Source organism: Streptomyces sp. NBC_01460, from assembly GCF_036227405.1.
Lineage (GTDB): Bacteria > Actinomycetota > Actinomycetes > Streptomycetales > Streptomycetaceae > Streptomyces.
In genome coordinates this window covers 5417816-5435535 of sequence record NZ_CP109473.1, presented here as the reverse complement: position 1 = coordinate 5435535, position 17720 = coordinate 5417816, and the positions used below count along the sequence as shown (strand labels likewise).

15 protein-coding genes are annotated in these 17720 nt (G+C 70.3%); 1 reads left to right on the top strand and 14 read right to left on the bottom strand.

The window, feature by feature from the left end; genetic code table 11:
- Positions 1-6: 6 nt before the first annotated feature.
- The 4 genes from OG488_RS24625 to OG488_RS24610 all read right to left on the bottom strand — a co-directional run bounded on the left by OG488_RS24625 (position 7) and on the right by OG488_RS24610 (position 3929).
- On the bottom strand, positions 7-2091 hold the full coding sequence (locus OG488_RS24625) for a hypothetical protein (protein WP_443074243.1): 2085 nt from the start codon (positions 2089-2091) through the stop codon (positions 7-9).
- Positions 2092-2266: 175 nt separating this feature from the next.
- Positions 2267-2728 (bottom strand): DUF6113 family protein, encoded by a 462-nt coding sequence (locus OG488_RS24620; protein WP_329232525.1) that lies wholly within the window; start codon positions 2726-2728, stop codon positions 2267-2269.
- Positions 2725-3642, bottom strand: a complete 918-nt coding sequence (mshB, locus tag OG488_RS24615; protein ID WP_329232523.1) for an N-acetyl-1-D-myo-inositol-2-amino-2-deoxy-alpha-D-glucopyranoside deacetylase — start codon at positions 3640-3642, stop codon at positions 2725-2727. The genes OG488_RS24620 and mshB overlap by 4 nt, the downstream gene beginning before the upstream one ends.
- Before the next feature lie 92 nt (positions 3643-3734).
- Positions 3735-3929 (bottom strand): hypothetical protein, encoded by a 195-nt coding sequence (locus OG488_RS24610; RefSeq protein ID WP_014154257.1) that lies wholly within the window; start codon positions 3927-3929, stop codon positions 3735-3737.
- A gap of 166 nt (positions 3930-4095) precedes the next feature.
- Here OG488_RS24610 and OG488_RS24605 point away from each other — a divergent pair, with 166 nt between their 5' ends.
- Positions 4096-6222 carry an alpha/beta fold hydrolase gene (locus OG488_RS24605; RefSeq protein WP_329232521.1) on the top strand — a complete coding sequence of 709 codons (2127 nt, stop codon included), beginning with the start codon at positions 4096-4098 and terminating at the stop codon, positions 6220-6222.
- Between the two features lie 9 nt (positions 6223-6231).
- Here the strand turns inward: OG488_RS24605 and OG488_RS24600 are convergent, their stop codons facing one another.
- The 10 genes from OG488_RS24600 to OG488_RS24555 form a co-directional block, all read right to left on the bottom strand.
- Positions 6232-7377: a hypothetical protein gene (locus OG488_RS24600; RefSeq protein WP_329232519.1), complete on the bottom strand. Its 1146-nt coding sequence runs from the start codon at positions 7375-7377 to the stop codon at positions 6232-6234.
- Positions 7378-7580: 203 nt separating this feature from the next.
- Positions 7581-8789, bottom strand: coding sequence for an ABC transporter ATP-binding protein (locus tag OG488_RS24595; RefSeq protein ID WP_329232517.1), 1209 nt, complete (start codon positions 8787-8789; stop codon positions 7581-7583).
- Positions 8779-9756 (bottom strand): ABC transporter ATP-binding protein, encoded by a 978-nt coding sequence (locus OG488_RS24590; RefSeq protein ID WP_329232515.1) that lies wholly within the window; start codon positions 9754-9756, stop codon positions 8779-8781. Before OG488_RS24590 ends, OG488_RS24595 begins: the two co-directional genes overlap by 11 nt.
- Before the next feature lie 13 nt (positions 9757-9769).
- A complete protein-coding gene (locus tag OG488_RS24585; protein ID WP_329232514.1) occupies positions 9770-10762 on the bottom strand; it encodes an ABC transporter permease in 993 nt (330 codons plus the stop codon).
- On the bottom strand, positions 10755-11678 hold the full coding sequence (locus OG488_RS24580; protein ID WP_203182282.1) for an ABC transporter permease: 924 nt from the start codon (positions 11676-11678) through the stop codon (positions 10755-10757). The genes OG488_RS24585 and OG488_RS24580 overlap by 8 nt, the downstream gene beginning before the upstream one ends.
- A 128-nt stretch (positions 11679-11806) precedes the next feature.
- On the bottom strand, positions 11807-13435 hold the full coding sequence (locus OG488_RS24575) for a peptide ABC transporter substrate-binding protein (protein WP_329232511.1): 1629 nt from the start codon (positions 13433-13435) through the stop codon (positions 11807-11809).
- Positions 13436-13588: 153 nt separating this feature from the next.
- Complete coding sequence (locus OG488_RS24570) at positions 13589-14731, bottom strand: ABC transporter ATP-binding protein (protein WP_329232509.1); 1143 nt, start codon at positions 14729-14731, stop codon at positions 13589-13591.
- Positions 14724-15782, bottom strand: a complete 1059-nt coding sequence (locus tag OG488_RS24565; protein WP_329232507.1) for an ABC transporter ATP-binding protein — start codon at positions 15780-15782, stop codon at positions 14724-14726. Before OG488_RS24565 ends, OG488_RS24570 begins: the two co-directional genes overlap by 8 nt.
- Positions 15783-15793: 11 nt before the next feature.
- Positions 15794-16738, bottom strand: coding sequence for an ABC transporter permease (locus OG488_RS24560; RefSeq protein ID WP_329232505.1), 945 nt, complete (start codon positions 16736-16738; stop codon positions 15794-15796).
- Positions 16731-17660 carry an ABC transporter permease gene (locus OG488_RS24555; protein WP_329232503.1) on the bottom strand — a complete coding sequence of 310 codons (930 nt, stop codon included), beginning with the start codon at positions 17658-17660 and terminating at the stop codon, positions 16731-16733. The genes OG488_RS24560 and OG488_RS24555 overlap by 8 nt, the downstream gene beginning before the upstream one ends.
- Positions 17661-17720 lie beyond the last annotated feature (60 nt).

Sequence of the window (17720 nt, the reverse complement as noted above, 5' to 3'; positions counted from 1 at the left end):
GGCCGGTCAGCTCTCGCCGTTCAGGTCGATCGCGACGGTGCGCTCGGCGGGCGTCCTACCCAACAGCGCACCCTGCATGGCCTGGGCCACGTCGTCGGCGCTGACCTCGTGCTTCTTGCCGTCGCCCTTGGTGATCATGATGCCGTCGAAGACGCCGTCCAGCAGGGTGTTGATCGCCTGCTTGTCGTAGACCTCGACCAGCCTGCCGTCGACCGGCTTCATGGACAGGATCTGCGGCAGGGACCTGGCGGGACCGAAGTCGATCTGCTTCTGCCCGGCCTTGATGGTCACCAGCCCGGACATGGCCGGCTCGGCGAACTCCTTCATCGCCCGGTCCAGTTCGGCCTTGGTGATGGTGGGCTCGTGGGCGGACACGGGCAGTTCGACGACAGCCGCCTCACCGGTCTGCACCTGCGCGCGGTAGGCGTCCCGCACGGAGATCAGGGACCGGTTGACGTCCAGCGACTGCCCCGCCTTGCCGGGGACGGCCACGGCCTTGTTCGGTTCGAACTTGATCGTGCCGTCGCTGGCGGAGCCGGAGACACCGGCCAGGTCGGTGAGGGCGACCCCGAGCTTCTCCTCGTCGACCGGGATCACCGGGTCGGCGGGGCGCGCCCCGCCGAACAGGGAGCCGATCACCGAGACCGGGTTGTAGTCGCTGCCCGCGGCGCCGCGGACGGTCTCCTGGCTGTCCAGGGTCAGACCGGCCTTCTCGGGGTCGAGCTGCTCCTCCTTGCCGTCCACGGACAGCTTCAGAGGCGTCTGGGCGCGCTTGCCGAGGGCGGCCTCGAGCTTGGTGACCGCCTCCTCCTTCGTGCCGCCGCCGATGTCGACACCGAGCACGCTGGTGCCCTTGGGGACCTCGGAGTGGTTCATCAGCAGGCCGGCGCCGTAGGCGACACCGGCCAGCACGACGACGGCCACACCCAGGAGGACCAGCTTGGAGCGGCCCTTCCTGGCAGGCGGCGCGGCCTTCGGAGCGGGCCGCGGGGCGGGCGCCGGAGCACCCGGATCACCCGGCCCTGTGCCCCTGGGGCCTTCGGGCGGCCGGACGGCGCCGGGTCCGCCCGGGAACGCGGAGCGGGACTCCGAGGGGATGACGGGGATACCGCTGGTGAGCGTGTCGCCGGAGACGTTGCCGCCGTTGCCCGGTCCGGGGGCCGGGGCGGGCACCTGCGGCGTCAGGATCGCGGTGTCGTCCGACATCCGGGGCGGTACGCCGCCGGGGCCGCCCGGCCGGGGACCGGACGGGCCACCGGGGCCCGCCGGGCCGCCGGCTCCGGGAAGACGGTCGAGGTCCGGCGTCAGCGACGAACTCCCGGTGACCGGGCCGGTAGTGGGCCCGGAGGGGCCAGGACCGGCCGGCGGCCGCACGGCGGGGTTCGGCGTGGACCGCGGACCGGCCGGGCCGCCCGCGTCGATGTCGTCGAACGCGCTCCGCCCGGGGCGGGGCGCGCCGGGCTGCTGCGGGCCGTCCGAGAAGTACGGCGCGTCCGTACGGGGCGGCGTCGGCCCGGTGCCGCGGTCCCCTCCGGGCGGGCCGGAAGGGGCTCCGCCGGGACCCTGGCCGGGGCCGGGCGCTCCCGCGGCCGAGGCTGCCGGAGCCGCGCCCGCACCGGGGACGGGGGCCGGGGACTTGCGCGGGGCGAACCAGTCGCTGCCGCTCTTCTCCCTGGCCGGCTTCTCCGCCGGAGCCTCGGCGGCGGGGCCGCCGTCGCCTCCGGCCGGGCCGGCGCCGGGCACTCCGCCGGACGACGGCGCGGGTGCGCCGGGCCTCGGGGTGCTGCCGGTGCGCTCGGTGTCGGGACGGCCGCCCGACGGGTCCGTGTCACTCATCGGCGTACGCATGACGACAGGCGGGATCGGACGCGAGCCCGGGATGTTGATCCGGATACGCGTCGTCAGCGTGGTCTCTGTTCTGGGCTCCTCGGGCTGAGGCGGATCCGCAGGCTCCGGAGTCTCCTCCGTCCCGTCCTGAGACGGGTGCAGCGACGGATACTGGCGTGATCCGTACGGCGGCGTACCCGACGGGTACGCGGCTCCGCCGCGCCCCTGGGGCCCGGAGGACGAACTGTCAGTTTCACGACTCAAAGCAGGTTCTCCCGATTGGCTCCGCCGCCCGTACTTCCCCCATGCCGCAGGCCAGGGGACGGCTCGGCGCGCGCACCACCATACTGGCCGCCACCGTAAGACTCTCCGTGCCGGGGGGAAACAAGGATGCACGCACTCCTGCGCGAAGGAGCAATCCGGGGGCGGTCATAGCACATCACGTGCCGGATCGGCCGGTGTCGTTGGCCGGATCAGGCAGCCGCGACATGGTGGCACAGATCACAGCGGCGGCCATCCCTCCGAGCATGAAGAGGGCCAGGCCGACCTCCTGACCGAAGACGTAGTCGCCCTCGGGCCGTCCGCCGAGGAGGACGATGACGGCGATGAACCAGCCCACCGCCGGTACCAGGGCGCCGAGCTGCGTGCGGGTCAGCACCCGGCCGCCGTAGAACAGCCCCGCCGACGCGGCGAGCGCGAGCAGCAACCCGCCCGGGAACAGGGCGGCCTGGACCAGGGTGCCCGTGATCCCGACGGCCGCTCCGAGCACCGCGAGAGCGGTGTACAGCGGGATCCGCCGGGGGTTCGGGGGCGCGGCGAGCCCGGTGGGCGCGGCGCTCCTGGGCGGGGCGTTGGTGCGGGGGGCCTGCGACGAGGCACGCGGCCTCTGCCTGCCGCTCATGTCCGCGCTCCCGGCGCGGGGGCCGTCTCGGGCACGCCCGCGAAGAGGTCGCGCTCCCGCTCCCCGCCGTCCACGCCGGGGGCACCCCGCACCAACTGGTAGTACTCGGTGGTGAGAAGGGGCTGCCCGAGGTCGTTCGAAAGAGCGAAGAACGGCTCCTCGACGGCGATCTGGGTGGCGTGTGCCCGCATGGCGGCGGCCTTCGCCGCGGCGTACGCCGATCCGTCGATCTCCGCCGTGACCTCCGCGTCGTCCACGACACCGGGTACGTCGTCGGTCGCGGCGATCCCCGGGAAGACGTCGGATGCGGTCTCCCGCAGCCGCGCGAAGGCCTCCTCGACCACGGGGCGGGGCACCCGGTTCCAGTAGATCTTGGCGACGGCGTGCGGGGCTCCGGCCCCGTCGTCGTACGCGGGATCGGCGGCCAGGTCCGCCGCGCGCATGGCGACGCGGTGCGCCTGGATGTGGTCGGGGTGGCCGTAACCGCCGTCGGGGTCGTACGTGATCATGACCTGGGGGCGCAGGGAGCGGATCACCGGGACGAGGTGGCCGGCCGCCTCGTCGAGGTCCGCGCCCCAGAAGGCACCGGGCCGGTGATTCTGCTCGGTGCCCATCATCCCGGAGTCGCGGAAGCGGCCGGGGCCGCCCAGGAACCGGTGGTCGGTGACCCCCAGCTCCCGCATCGCGGCGGCGAGTTCACCGACGCGGTGGTCGCCGAGGCCGCCTGCACGGTCCTCGGCGAGGTGCGCGAGGTCCGGCGGGATGACCTCGCCCGCCTCGCCGAGGGTGCACGTCACCAGGGCGACGTGGGCGCCCTCGGCGGCGTACCTGGCCATCGTGGCGCCGTTGTTGATCGACTCGTCGTCCGGGTGCGCGTGCACCAGGAGCAGCCGGCGGGCGGGAAGGTCCTTCATGGGACCACCCTACGAGGAGGCCGCCCCGCAGGCCGAACGCACCACGGGATCCGGTGCGCCCGGCGGGATCCGGTGCCCCGGCGGCGCATCCGTCAGAACTTGATCCCCCCGATCATGCCTGCCACGTTCGACGTCACCTCCGAGATGGTCGGTGCGATCGACGAACTCGCGAGGTAGAACCCGAGCAACATGCAGACCACCGCGTGTCCGCCCTTCAGTCCGGATTTCCGGATCAGCAGGAAGACGACGATCGCCAGCAGCACCACCGCCGAAATCGAGAGTGCCACGGCGGTTCACCTCCATCAGTACGGTCGGGACGGGCAGCACACATGGAGCCAGCAGGTTCATACCCACCGAGCGCTACGGATCATAACTATCCGTGCCGACGCATTGATCGGGGCACAGCAGCACGAGGGGCGCACGGACCGGCCCTCGCGGACTAGGTTCGGTGCCATGACCTCGCAGAAGCTGTCCTTTCCCCTCCAGCACGCCCGGACCCAGCGGTTCACTCTCGGCGCACCCCGGGCCTTCACCGTCTCACCGGATGGGACGCGGGTGCTCTTCCTCAGGTCCTCCTCCGGCACCGACCGGACGAACCGGCTCCTGGTCCTGGACACGGCGACGGGTGAGGAGCGGGTGGCCGCCGACCCCGACGCCCTGCTGGGCGGTTCCGCGGAGAAGCTGTCGCCCCAGGAGCGGGCACGGCGTGAGCGGACCAGGGAGGGCTCGGCGGGCATCATCGGCTACGCGGTGGACGACGCCGCCGAGTTGGCGGCCTTCGCCCTCTCCGGCAAGGCGTACGTCGCCGAGTTGACGGCGGGGACCGCGCGCGCCCTCCCGGTGCCGGGCCCGGTGATCGATCCGCGTCCCTCCCCCGACGGCCGGCACGTCGCCTACGTGTCGCGGGGCGCCCTGCGCGTCGTGGGAGCGGGGGGCGAGGGCGACCGGGCGATCGCCGAACCGGAGGACGCGCACACCTCGTACGGCCTCGCGGAGTTCGTCGCGGCCGAGGAGATGAGCCGCTACCGGGGTTTCTGGTGGTCGCCGGAGTCGGACCGCCTGCTGGTCGCCCGGGTCGACGACAGCGCCGTACAGCGGTGGTGGATCGCCGATCCGGCGCACCCCGGGAACAGGCCCGCCGAGGTGGGCTATCCGGCGGCCGGGACGGCCAACGCCGAGGTGCGGCTCTTCCTGACGGATCTGGACGGCACCCGCACGGAGGTCGTCTGGGACCGGGCCCGCTTCCCCTACCTGGGCCGGGTCCACTGGTCCTCGCACGGTGCTCCGCTGCTCCTGGTGCAGGCCCGCGACCAGCGCAGCCAGCTGCATCTGGCCGTCGACACGGAGAGCGGCACGACCCGCACGGTGCACGTCGACGAGGACGACGTATGGCTTGATCTTTTCGCCGGGGTGCCCGCCTGGGCTCCGGACGGGCGGCTGGTGCGCATGGCCGACGAGGGGGGCGCGCGGGTCCTCTCGGTCGGCGACCGGCCCCTGACCGGCGACCGGCTGCACCTCCAGGCGGTGCTGGACATCGGGGAGTCGGACATCCTCGTGCAGGCGACGGCGGGCGAGGGCGCACCGGACCCCGAGACGGGGCAGAGCCACGTCTACCGGGTCAACGAGCTGGGCGTGGAGCGCGTGAGCGAGGGCGCCGGGGTCCACTCCGCCGTGCGCGCGGGCGGGGTGACCGTTCTGGTGTCCACGTCCCTGGATCGCCCAGGGACGGCCGTACAGGTGCTGCGGGACGGCAAGCGGATCGCCGGGGTGGAGAACCTCTCCCAGGAGCCGGTCCTGACCGCGAAGCCCCGGCTGACGGAGGGGGGCGCACGGCGGATCCCGTGCGCCGTCCTGCTCCCCACCGACTACAAGGAATCAGACGGTCCGCTTCCGGTCCTGATGGATCCCTACGGCGGTCCTCACGGCCGACGCGTGGTCGCCGCACACAATCCGTACCTCACGTCCCAGTGGTTCGCGGACCAGGGATTCGCGGTGATCGTCGCGGACGGACGGGGCGCGCCGGGCCGCTCGCCCGCATGGGAGAAGGCGGTGCGGGACGACTTCACCCTGACCCTCGACGACCAGGTCGAGGCCCTCCACTCGCTGGCCGGGCGCTTCCCGTTCGACCTCTCGAAGGTGGCGATGCGCGGCTGGTCGTACGGCGGCTACCTCTCGGCGCTCGCGGTGCTGCGCCGTCCCGACGTCTTCCACGCGGCCGTCGTCGGCGCACCGGTGGCGGACTGGCGGCTCTACGACACCCACTACACCGAGCGCTACCTGGGCGACCCCGCGCGGCAGCCCGAGGTGTACGCCCACAGCTCCCTGGTGACCGACGAGGGGCTCTCCGAGCCGGCCGACGAGGTGCGGCCGATGATGATCGTGCACGGTCTCGCCGACGACAACGTGGTGGTCGCCCACGCGCTCCGGCTCTCCTCCGCGCTGCTCTCCGCCGGACGCCCGCACGAGGTCCTGCCGCTGAGCGGAGTGACGCACATGACCCCGCAGGAGCAGGTGGCCGAGAACCTCCTGCTGCTCCAGGTCGACTTCCTCAGGCGGTCCCTCGGGCTGCCGCGGGACTAGGGCGGCGTCTCACCAGCCGGGCGGCGGGGACGCGGGCGGCGGCGGGGACCCGGCGCCGCCGCCCGGCGGGTGACCGTTGCCGGGGCCTCCGGACTGCGGGTGGCCAGGGCCGCCGGACTGCGGATACCCGTAGCCGGGACCGCCGGACTGCGGATACCCGTAGCCCGGACCGCCGGACTGCGGATATCCGTACCCCTGCGCGTCCGTCTGCGGGTAGCCGTATCCGCCGTACTCCTGGTCCCGGCCGTCCGCGTCCTCGAAGCCCCTGCGGGCGAGGGCCAGCAGGCCCGTGGCGCCCGCGAGGGCGAAGAGGACCGAGGTGAGCACCGTGAGCTGCTGCTCGGCCCCCAGGTCCCCGAAGTGGTCCACCATCCGGTGGTGGTGGGCCCGGGCGATCCCGCAGACGCCCGCGACCAGGAGGAAACCTGCGGCGGTCATCCCGAGCGGCCGTGCGTGCACGGCGCGGAAGAGCGCGGTCCACGCCACCACCAGGCAGGAGACCGCGAGGGCCATGCTGCTCCAGCCGGGCGGGGCGGCGGTCAGCCCCGTCAGGATGACCCGTCCGCCGATGAACCAGTCCGGATAGAGCTCGGAGGGCAGGGTGACGAACTGGCGGATCTCCCAGGCGATCATGACGACGCCCGAAGCGCCGAACACCAGGAACGCGACGACCCCGGCCCCCTGGCCAGGCCTGGTGGGACGGGGTTCGTGGGAGCCGGCCGGCTGCCTGCGTCCGGCGGCTCCGGTGACGATCAGCGCGAGCCCGGCGCCCAGAGCGACGAAGGTCCCGACGAGCGCCCGGGTGCGCAGCTCGTCGCCGTACCGCCCGTCCATCCAGGACCCGCCGATGGTCCAGACACCCGGCAGCCGGAGAGCGAAGGTGACGATGCCCGTGACGACCAGCGTGGACGCGGCGACGGAGGAGCGCAGCGCGGCGAGGAAGGCGCAGACGTAGACCACGAGGAGCACGGCGTCGGCCTGCAGGGTGGCGGGCTGTCCCTCGGGCCGGGAGCCCGTGTAACCGGCCCAGTAGCGCAGCAGGTCCTGCGGCTCGCCGGCCGCGCGGACGTCCCGCACGATCCAGCCCAGGACCATGGCAGCGAGCACGGCCGACAGCACCGCTCCGGTGATTCTGGCTCCCCGTGTGAGTATCACCCGAGCGATACTCCACCGCGGTCCGCCGATGGACAAGAGGACCTGTGGGGAGGGACGGACACGGGTAACCGGCCGGGGCGACGTGATGAACGCCCCGGCCGGTTCACGGCACCCGCACGGCCGTACGCTCTCTATGGTGGGACGTCCGTATATCGGTGCGACGACGGTCAAGTTGCCTCTGTGTTAACGGACATGAGGCCCTTTTACCGCCCTTCGTCACCCGGTTCCGGCTCCTGGACCCCCGGGTCCGCCCGCTGCGGGGAGAGCGGCGAACCGTCCTCCGGACCGGGCTCCTCGCGCGGCACCACCTGCTTCTCCTCGGCGAAATGGCACGCCGAGTCGTGCCGTGCCGGGGTGTCCGACTCGCGGAAGACCGCCGGGACCGCCAGCAGCGGCACCTCCAGCGCGCACCGCTCCTGCGCCTTCCAGCAGCGGGTGCGGAAGCGGCAGCCCGAGGGGATGTTCGCCGGCGACGGCACGTCCCCGTGCAGGATGATCCGCTCGCGGTGCTCGCGGGCGGTCGGGTCGGGCACCGGGACGGCCGACAGAAGCGCCTGGGTGTACGGGTGCGTCGGGTGGTCGTAGATCTCCTCGTCCGTGCCGATCTCCACGATCCGGCCGAGGTACATGACACCGACCCGGTCGGAGATGTGGCGGACGATCGACAGGTCGTGCGCGATGAACAGGAAGCTCAGGTCGAACTCGGCCTGCAGCCGGTCCAGCAGGTTGACGACCTGGGCCTGGACCGACACGTCGAGCGCGGAGACCGGCTCGTCGGCGACGATGATCTCGGGGTTGAGCGCGAGGCCGCGGGCGATCCCGATGCGCTGGCGCTGACCGCCGGAGAACTGGTGCGGATAGCGGTTGATGTACTCCGGGTTCAGACCGACCACGTCGAGCAGGTCCTGCACCTTCTGTCGCCGGCTCCCCTTGGGCGCCACCTCGGGGTGGATCTCGTAGGGCTCCCCGATGATGTCGCCGACCGTCATGCGCGGGTTGAGCGAGGTGTACGGGTCCTGGAACACCATCTGGATGTTGCGGCGTACGGCCTTCAGCGCACGGCCGGACAGCTTGGTGACGTCCTCGCCCTTGTAGCGGATCACGCCCCCGGTGGGCGGCTCCAGGTGCACCAGCATCTTGGCGACGGTCGACTTGCCGCAGCCGGACTCCCCCACGATCCCGAGCGTCTCGCCCGCCGCCAGGTCGAAGTCCACGCCGTCGACGGCCTTGACGGCGCCGATCTGCTTCTTGAAGAGGATGCCCCGGGTCAGCGGATAGTGCTTGACCAGGCCGCGCACCTCCAGGATCGGGTCACCCTCGGCGAACGGCCGTGTCCGGTCCGCCTCCCGTGCCTCGGAGAGCAGCGTGGAGCCTCCTGAGCCGTTCCCGCGTTCCGCGTCGTCAGCGCGCATCGAGCGTCTCCTTCCAGAAGTGGCAGGCGCTCCGGCGTTCCTCGTCCACGGTGTACAGCGGGGGGACGTCCGTACGGCACACGGCCTGGGCCATGGGGCAGCGCGGATGGAAGGCGCAGCCGGGCGGGATGTGCAGCAGGTTGGGCGGCAGGCCCTTGATCGCGTAGAGCTCCTGGCCCTTCTGGTCCAGCCTCGGGATCGAGCGGAGGAGCCCCTTGGTGTACGGGTGGGCGGGGGCCTTGTAGATGTCGTGGACGGGCGAGGTCTCGACGATCCGGCCCGCGTACATCACGGCGATCTTGTCGGCGACGTCGGCGACGACACCGAGGTCGTGCGTGATGAGGATGAGCCCCATGTTGAGCTCGCGCTGGAGCTCCGCGAGGAGGTCCATGACCTGGGCCTGGACGGTCACGTCGAGCGCCGTGGTGGGCTCGTCCGCGATGATCAGGTCGGGCTCCAGGGCCAGCGCCATCGCGATCATGATGCGCTGGCGCATGCCGCCGGAGAACTGGTGCGGGAAGTCGCCGACCCGCTGGCGGGCGGCAGGGATGCGCACCCGGTCCATCAGCTCGATGGCCTTGGCCTTCGCGTCCCCGCGGGACATCCCGCGGTGCACGACGAACATCTCGCCGAGCTGCTGCCCGACGCTCAGCACCGGGTTCAGCGAGGACAGCGCGTCCTGGAAGATCATGGCCATCTCCTGGCCACGGATCCGGCGGCGCGCCTCGGGCTTGAGCTTCAGCAGGTCCTGGTCCTTGAAGAGGATCTCGCCCCCGCTGATCTTTCCCGGCGGCATGTCGAGGATGCCCATGATCGCCTGGGCCGTGACGGACTTGCCGGAGCCGGACTCGCCGAGGACGGCGAGCGTCTCGCCCTCGGACACCGAGTAGTTGACCCCGTTGACGGCCTTGGCCACGCCGTCGCGGGTGTGGAACTCCACGTGCAGATCGCGTACTTCGAGCAGCATGGCAGCGGGCTCCTCAGCGCAGCTTGGGGTCGAGGGCGTCGCGCACCGCGTCGCCGAGCATGATGAAGGCGAGCACGGTGACGGCCAGTGCCCCCGCGGGCCAGAGCAGCATGTGCGGCGCGTTGCGGACGTACTGGGAGGCGGCGGAGATGTCGATGCCCCAGGAGACGGCCGGCGGTTTCAGGCCGACGCCCAGGTACGAGAGGGTCGCCTCCAGCGAGATGTACGTCCCCAGGGCGATGGTGGCGACGACGATCACCGGCGCGATGGCGTTGGGCATGATGTGGCGCAGCATCATCCGTGAGTTGGAGGCTCCCAGCGCCCTGGCCGCCTGGACGTAGTCGTTCTGTTTGGCGGTGATGACGGAGCCGCGCGCGATGCGCGCGATCTGGGGCCAGCCCAGCAGGACGATGAAGCCGATCACGGGCCAGATGGTGGAGCTGGTGACGACGGAGAGGAAGACCAGTCCGCCGAGGACCACCGGGATGCCGAAGAAGACGTCCGTGACGCGGGACAGCACGGCGTCCCACTTGCCGCCGAAGAATCCGGCGAGGCCGCCGAGGACACCGCCGAGCAGCGAGACGCCGACGGTGGACAGGACGCCGACGGCGACGGAGGTCCGCGCTCCGTAGACGGTGCGTGTGTAGACGTCGCAGCCCTGTCCGTCGAAGCCGAAGGGGTGGCCGGGCTGGGACCCCTCCTGGGCCTTGGCGAGGTCGCAGTCGAGCGGGTCCTGGTCCGCGATCAGGGACGGCCAGATCGAGATGATCACCAGGAAGAGGATGACCAGCCCGGAGATGATGAAGACCGGGTTGCGGCGCAGGTCGCGCCAGGCGTCGGACCAGAGGCTGCGCGGTTTGCCGGCGGGCCCGGTGCCCTCGGGGCCGCCGGGCGTCTTCTCCAGCGTGGCGCCCTCGTCCATCGCGAGGTCCATCCCCCCGCCGGCGCCGGCCCCCGAGATGGCTCCGCTGCCCGTCGCGTCGTCCCACGGCTTCTGCTCAGGCATAGCGGATCCTCGGGTCGAGTACGGCGTACAGGAGGTCGACGATCAGGTTGGCGGCCAGGAAGACGAGGACCAGGACGGTGACGAAGCCGACGACGGTCTGGGAGTTCTGGCGCAGGATGCCCTGGTAGAGCTGGTAGCCGACCCCGTGGATGTTGAAGATGCGCTCGGTGACGATCGCCCCGCCCATCAGGGCGCCCACGTCGGTACCGATGAAGGTGACGACGGGGATGAGGGAGTTGCGCAGCAGGTGCCGCACCACCACCCGGCGCCTGGGGAGGCCCTTGGCCACGGCGGTGCGGACGTAGTCGGCGCGGGCGTTCTCCGCGATCGAGGTCCGGGTGAGCCGGGTGACGTAGGCCAGGGAGACGGAGGCCAGGACGAGTCCGGGCACGATGAGTTCGTCGACGGGCGCCTCCGAGGAGACGGAGGGCTTGATGATGCCCCACTCCACGCCGAGGAGGAGCTGGAGCAGCAGGCCGGTGACGAACGTCGGTACGGCGATGACGACCAGGGTCAGGATGAGCACCACGGTGTCGACGGGCCGCCCGCGGCGCAGGCCGGTGACGACGCCGAGGCTGATGCCGATGACGATCTCGAAGACGATCGCGACGACGGTGAGCCGGATGGTGATGGGGAAGGCCGTGGCCATCAGCTCGGTGACCTTCTGGCCGTTGAAGGCCGTGCCGAAGTCACCGGTGAAGATGTTGCCCATGTAGGTCAGGTACTGCTGCCACACCGGCTTGTCGAGGCCGAACTCGGTGCGCAGCTGGGCGGCGGTCGCGGGGTCGCACTGGCGGTCGCCGCAGAGACCCGCGATGGGGTCGCCCATCACGTTCACCATGAGGAAGATCAGCAGCGTGGTGCCGAAGAAGACGGGGATCATCTGCAGCAGCCGCCGGATCACATAACGTCCCATGAGGGCTCCGGGGGTCTAGGGATGTCCTCCCGGCACGGCCGGCTGGACACCTCTCAGGCGAACGGGCGGAGGACCGGAAAGCCGGGCGGCCGGTGCGGTGTCCCGCACGGCCACCCGGCTTCAGCGGGTCACTTGACCTTGATCTGGTCGTACACGGGGACGCTGAAGGGGTTCAGCGAGACGTTCTCGACCCGGTCCGAGTAGCCGGCGCTGCCGTTCTGGTACCAGAGCGGGATGACGGGCATCTGCTCGACGAGGACCTTCTCCGCGTCCTGGAAGGTGGTCACGGCCGTCGCCTTGTCGCTCTCCCCGTTGGCCTTGTCGACCAGGTCGTCGAACTTCTTGTCGCTCCACTTGCCGTCGTTGGACGGGGCGTTGGTGTAGTAGAGCGGCTGGAGGAAGTTCTGGATCAGCGGGTAGTCCATCTGCCAGCCGGCGCGCCAGGCACCGGTCAGCTTCTGGGTGGAGACCTGGCTGCGGAAGTCGGCGAAGGTGCCGACGGGCCCGCCGACGCACGCCTTGTTGTTGCCCATGACGTTGTTGATGCTGTTGCAGACCGCGTCGACCCACTCCTTGTGGGAGCCGGTGTCGGCGTTGTACGAGATCTTGAGCTGGCCGCCGGGGATGCCGCCGCCCTCCTGGATCAGCTTCTTGGCCTGCGCCTTGTCGTACTCGCACGACGGGCCGCAGAGGCCCTTCTTGAAGCCGCCCTCCTCGCCGAGGACCGGCGAGGTCCAGTCGGAGGCGGGGGTGCGCGTCTTCTGGAAGATCTGGCTGGTGATCTGGTCACGGTTGATCGCCATCGACAGGCCCTGGCGGACCTTGATCGCTCCGGGGGTGTCCCAGGCCTTCTCGTAGAACGGGAAGGCGAGGGTCTGGATGATGCCGGCGGGGGTGTTGATGTACCGGTCGCCCAGGTCCGACGAGACGTTCTTGAGCTGCGCGGCGGGCACGTCGTCGACGAGGTCGAGGTTGCCCGCCGTCAGGTCGGTGTAGGCGGTGTTGTTGTCGGTGTAGACCTTGAGGTCGATGCCGCCGTTCTGCGCCTTGTCCGCACCCGGGTAGTCGTCCCACCTGCGCAGGCTCATCGACGAACCCTTGGCGTACTGGTCGATGGTGTAGGGCCCGTTGCCGACGGGCTTGGAGAGCCAGGCGTCGTGGTCGTCGTAGAAGGCCTTGGGCAGCGGTACGAAGGCCGCGTAGCCGAGGGTGTCCGGCCAGAGCGAGAACTTCTGCGACAGCTTGGCCGTGAAGGTCGTGCCGTTGACGACCTTGAGCCCGGAGAGCGTGCCGGCGGAGGCCGAGCCCGACTCGGGGTGGACCTTGTCGTAGCCGTCGATGTACTGGAAGAAGTACGCGTTCTTCTGGTTGTTCTTGAGGGCGGCGCCGTAGTTCCAGGCATCGACGAACGACTTGGCGGTGATCTTCTCGCCGTTGCTGAAGGTCCAGTTGTCCTTGATCGTGATCGTGAAGTTCTGGGAGTCCTTCGACTCGATCTTCTCGGCGATCTCGTTCTTGGCCTCGCCGGTCTTGGGGTCGTAGCGCACGAGCCCGCGGAAGACCATGTCGAGGACCTTGCCGCCCTGCACCTCGTTGGTGTTCGCGGGCTCCAGCGGATTCTGCGGGTCCCCCCAGGACGAGCTCACGATCCCGTCGGCACCACCGCCGCCACCGCTGTCCCCGCCGCCGCAGGCCGTGGCCGTCAGGGCGACAGCGACGGCGCATACGGCCCACCTGGCCTGTGTGGCTCCGCGCATGGAGTGCCTCCTAGGGTTCCCTTGAGTGGCTCAATGCCTCATATCACCTCATATGACACTGCGTCGCATGTCTTCGTCCGCCGTACGGGGCCGCGAACGCGAGGACGCCCGGCCCCCACTCGGGGGCCGGGCGTCCTCGTCGGACCGATCGGGCTACGCCGCGTGGACGACGTCCTTCTCCTCGGCGAAGTGGCACGCCGACTCGTGCGCGGCCGGGGTCTCCGAGGCCTTGAAGCGCTCGGGGATCGCCAGCAGCGGCACCTCGGTGGCGCACTTGTCCTGCGCCTTCCAGCACCGCGTACGGAAGCGGCAGCCGGACGGCGGGTTCGCCGGCGACGGGACGTCACCGGCGAGGATGATCCGCTCGCGGCCCTCACGGGCGTCCGGGTCCGGAACCGGGACCGCCGACAGCAGCGCCTGGGTGTAGGGGTGCGTCGGGTGGTCGTAGATCTGCGTGTCCGTACCGATCTCGGCCATCTTGCCGAGGTACATGACGCCGACCCGGTCCGAGATGTGCCGGACGATCGACAGGTCGTGCGCGATGAAGAGGTAGGAGAGGTTGAACTCGTCCTGGAGCTTCTCCATCAGGTTGATGACCTGGGCCTGCACCGACACGTCGAGCGCGGAGACCGGCTCGTCGCAGATGATGATCTCCGGGTTCAGCGCGAGGCCGCGGGCGATCCCGATGCGCTGGCGCTGACCGCCCGAGAACTGGTGCGGGTACCGGTTGATGTACTCCGGGTTCAGGCCGACGACGTCGAGCAGGTCCTGCACCTTGCGGCGCCGCTCGCCCTTCGGAGCCGCCTCGGGGTGGATCTCGAAGGTCTCCCCGATGATGTCGCCGACCGTCATACGCGGGTTGAGCGAGGTGTACGGGTCCTGGAACACCATCTGGATGTTGCGGCGCACGGCCTTCAGCGCACGGCCGGACAGCTTGGTGATGTCCTGGCCCTTGTAGAAGACCTCGCCGGCGGTGGCCCGCTCCAGGGTCATCAGGAGCTTGGCGACCGTGGACTTGCCACAGCCGGACTCGCCCACGATGCCGAGGGTCTCGCCCTGGTAGAGGTCGAACGAGATCCCGTCCACGGCCTTGACCGCGCCGACCTGCTTCTTGAACAGGATGCCCTGGGTCAGCGGGAAGTGCTTGACCAGGTTGCGCACCTGGAGGATCGGCTCGCCCCTCGACACCGGGGTGTCCAGGGCGGCCACGGCCTCCGTCTCGCTGGCCGCGTTGACCGTCGCCACTTCGGTGACGTTCGGGGTGGCGTCCACGGACTTCTTGTCGAGCTCAGCCATGGATCGTCTCCTTCCAGAAGTGGCAGGCGCTGCCGCGGCCGACCAGCTCGGCACCGTCCTGCTCGGTCACCGGGCGCAGCGCCGGGACCTCGGTACGGCAGATGTCCTGCGCCATCGTGCAGCGCGGGTTGAAGGCGCAGCCGGACGGCACGTGCAGCAGGTTGGGCGGCAGGCCCTTGATCGCGTAGAGCTCCTGGCCCTTCTGGTCCAGGCGCGGGATCGACTCCAGCAGGCCCTTGGTGTAGGGGTGCGCGGGGCGCTTGTAGATCTCGTGGACCGGAGCGGTCTCGACGATCCGGCCCGCGTACATCACGGCGATCTTGTCCGCGACGTCGGCGACGACACCGAGGTCGTGCGTGATGAGGATCAGGCCCATGTTGAAGTCGCGCTGGAGCTCCGCGAGGAGGTCCATGACCTGGGCCTGGACGGTCACGTCGAGCGCCGTGGTGGGCTCGTCCGCGATGATCAGGTCGGGCTCCAGCGCCAGCGCCATCGCGATCATGATGCGCTGGCGCATACCGCCGGAGAACATGTGCGGGTAGTCGTTGACCCGCTCCTTGGCCGCCGGGATGCGCACGCGGTCCATCAGCCCGATGGCCTTGGCCTTGGCCTCCTTCTTGGAGAGGCCCTGGTGCACGCGGAACATCTCGCCGAGCTGGTAGCCCACGGAGAGGACCGGGTTCAGCGAGGAGAGCGCGTCCTGGAAGATCATCGCGATCTTCTGGCCGCGGATCTGCCGGCGCTCCTCGTTGGACATCTTGAGCATGTCCTGGCCGCGGAAGAAGATCTCGCCCTTCGGGATGCTGCCCGGGGGCATGTCCAGGATGCCCATGATCGCCTGAGCGGTCACGGACTTGCCCGAACCGGACTCGCCGAGCACGGCGAGGGTCTCGCCCGCGCTGACGCTGTAGTTGACTCCGTTGACGGCCTTGGCGACGCCGTCGCGGGTGTGGAACTCCACATGGAGGTCGCGGACCTCGAGCAGCGGGCCGCTCGCGTCGTCGGAACCCCGCGGAGCGGGAACATCCGCCGTCTTGTCGATGATGGTCATGTACGCCTCCCTCAGCGCAGCTTGGGATCGAGGGCGTTGCGTACCGCATCGCCGAGCATGATGAACGCCAGGACCGTGATGGACACCATGACCGACGGGATGATCAGCACGAACGCGGCGTTGCGCAGCTGCTCCTGGCCGGAGGAGATGTCGACACCCCACGACACGGTCGGCTCGGCGAGGCCGATGCCCAGGAAGGACAGGGTGGCCTCGGCCGAGATGTAGCCGCCGAGCGCGATGGTCGCGACGACGATCACCGGGGCGATCGCGTTGGGCAGGATGTGCCGGAGCAGGATGCGGCTGGTCGAGGCGCCGAGCGCCTTGGCCGCCATCACGTAGTCGGCCTGCTTGATCGTCAGGACGGAGCCGCGTGCGACACGGGCGATCTGGGTCCAGCCGAGGAAGGCCAGGGCCAGGATGACGACCCAGATGTGCCGCTCCTCGAACGAGGTCAGGACGACCATCGCGCCGAGGATGAACGGGACGCCGAAGAAGATGTCGGTGACCCGGGACAGGATCGTGTCGATCCAGCCGCCGAAGTAACCGGCGAGCATGCCGACCACGGTGCCCAGGACCGTCACGAGGACCGTGACGACCACGGCGACGGTGATCGAGGCACGGGCGCCGTAGACGACACGCGCGTAGATCGAGCGCCCCTGGATGTCGTACCCGAACCAGTCCTCCTGGAAGAAGTTCCCCCACCTGGGCTTCTGCAGGTAGTGGTGGGCGAGGTCCGCGTAGCGCGGGTCGGCGCCGGTGAACAGGCCGGGGAAGACGGCCATCGTCATCAGGAAGACGATCAGGATCGCCGACACCACGAACAGGGGGCTGCGACGCAGGTCGTGCCAGGCGTCCGACCACAGGCTGCGGGGCTTGCCGACCGCGGCGGTGGGAGCCGGCACGGCGGCGATCGGGGCGGACGCGTCCGCGGAGGTTTCCTTGAGCGTCTCAGGCATACCGGATCCTCGGGTCCAGGACCGCGTAGAGCAGGTCGACGATCAGACTGGCGGCGAGGTACACCACGACGATCAGCGTCACGATGCCGACGACCGTGGCGCCTTCGCGGTGCCGGAGCGCGTCGAAGACGGCGGAGCCGACACCCTTGACGTTGAAGATGCCCTCGGTCACCACGGCACCTCCGAGCAGGGCACCGAGGTCGGTGCCGAGGAAGGTGATCACGGGGATCATCGAGTTGCGCATCAGGTGGACGCCGATGACGCGGCGGCGCGGGAGTCCCTTGGCCACGGCGGTGCGCATGTAGTCGGAGCGGAGGTTCTCCGCCACCGAGGTACGGGTCAGCCGCGCCACGTACGCGAGCGACAGGGACCCGAGCACGACCGCAGGCAGGATCAGCTCGCTCGAGCTCGCTTCAAGGCTGACGTTGGGCTCGACCCAGCCGAGCTGGAAGGCGAAGAGGTACTGGCCGAGGAAGCCCAGCACGAACGACGGCACCGAGATGAGCAGGAGCGTCAGGATGAGCAGTCCGCGGTCGCGGAGGGTGTCGGCCTTCAGACCGGCGAAGACACCCATGGAGATGCCGACGACCACCGTGAACAGGAAGGCAAACAGGGCCAGCCGGATCGTGATCGGGAACGCTTCCGAGATGATGTCGGCCACCGGTCGCCCACTGGCGATCTGGGTACCGAAGTCGCCCTGGAAGAGGCCTACGAGGTAGTTCCAGTACTGGTGCCAGAGTGGCAGATCCAGACCGAGGTCCTTCTTCATCGCCGCGATCTGCGCGGGGTCGACGGTCTGTTCGCCGGCGAGCGCGCGCACGGGATCGCCGGGCAGCGCGTACATCATGGCGAAGACCAGCAAGGTCGACCCGAGGAAGACCGGGATCATCTGGAGCAGTCGCCGCGCGACATAACGCCCCATGTTTGCCTCCGATTAGGGGTAATGCAGCCCAGGGACCGCGCTCCGGATAACGGAGCGCGG

Bases quoted from the DNA above. Each gene is read 5' to 3' on its own strand.
- OG488_RS24620 (WP_329232525.1), bottom strand. From the start codon at position 2,728: ATGAGCGGCAGGCAGAGGCCGCGTGCCTCGTCGCAGGCCCCCCGCACC.
- mshB (WP_329232523.1), bottom strand. From the start codon at position 3,642: ATGAAGGACCTTCCCGCCCGCCGGCTGCTCCTGGTGCACGCGCACCCG.
- OG488_RS24605 (WP_329232521.1), top strand. From the start codon at position 4,096: ATGACCTCGCAGAAGCTGTCCTTTCCCCTCCAGCACGCCCGGACCCAG.
- OG488_RS24595 (WP_329232517.1), bottom strand. From the start codon at position 8,789: ATGCGCGCTGACGACGCGGAACGCGGGAACGGCTCAGGAGGCTCCACG.
- OG488_RS24590 (WP_329232515.1), bottom strand. From the start codon at position 9,756: ATGCTGCTCGAAGTACGCGATCTGCACGTGGAGTTCCACACCCGCGAC.
- OG488_RS24585 (WP_329232514.1), bottom strand. From the start codon at position 10,762: ATGCCTGAGCAGAAGCCGTGGGACGACGCGACGGGCAGCGGAGCCATC.
- OG488_RS24580 (WP_203182282.1), bottom strand. From the start codon at position 11,678: ATGGGACGTTATGTGATCCGGCGGCTGCTGCAGATGATCCCCGTCTTC.
- OG488_RS24575 (WP_329232511.1), bottom strand. From the start codon at position 13,435: ATGCGCGGAGCCACACAGGCCAGGTGGGCCGTATGCGCCGTCGCTGTC.
- OG488_RS24570 (WP_329232509.1), bottom strand. From the start codon at position 14,731: ATGGCTGAGCTCGACAAGAAGTCCGTGGACGCCACCCCGAACGTCACC.
- OG488_RS24565 (WP_329232507.1), bottom strand. From the start codon at position 15,782: ATGACCATCATCGACAAGACGGCGGATGTTCCCGCTCCGCGGGGTTCC.
- OG488_RS24560 (WP_329232505.1), bottom strand. From the start codon at position 16,738: ATGCCTGAGACGCTCAAGGAAACCTCCGCGGACGCGTCCGCCCCGATC.
- OG488_RS24555 (WP_329232503.1), bottom strand. From the start codon at position 17,660: ATGGGGCGTTATGTCGCGCGGCGACTGCTCCAGATGATCCCGGTCTTC.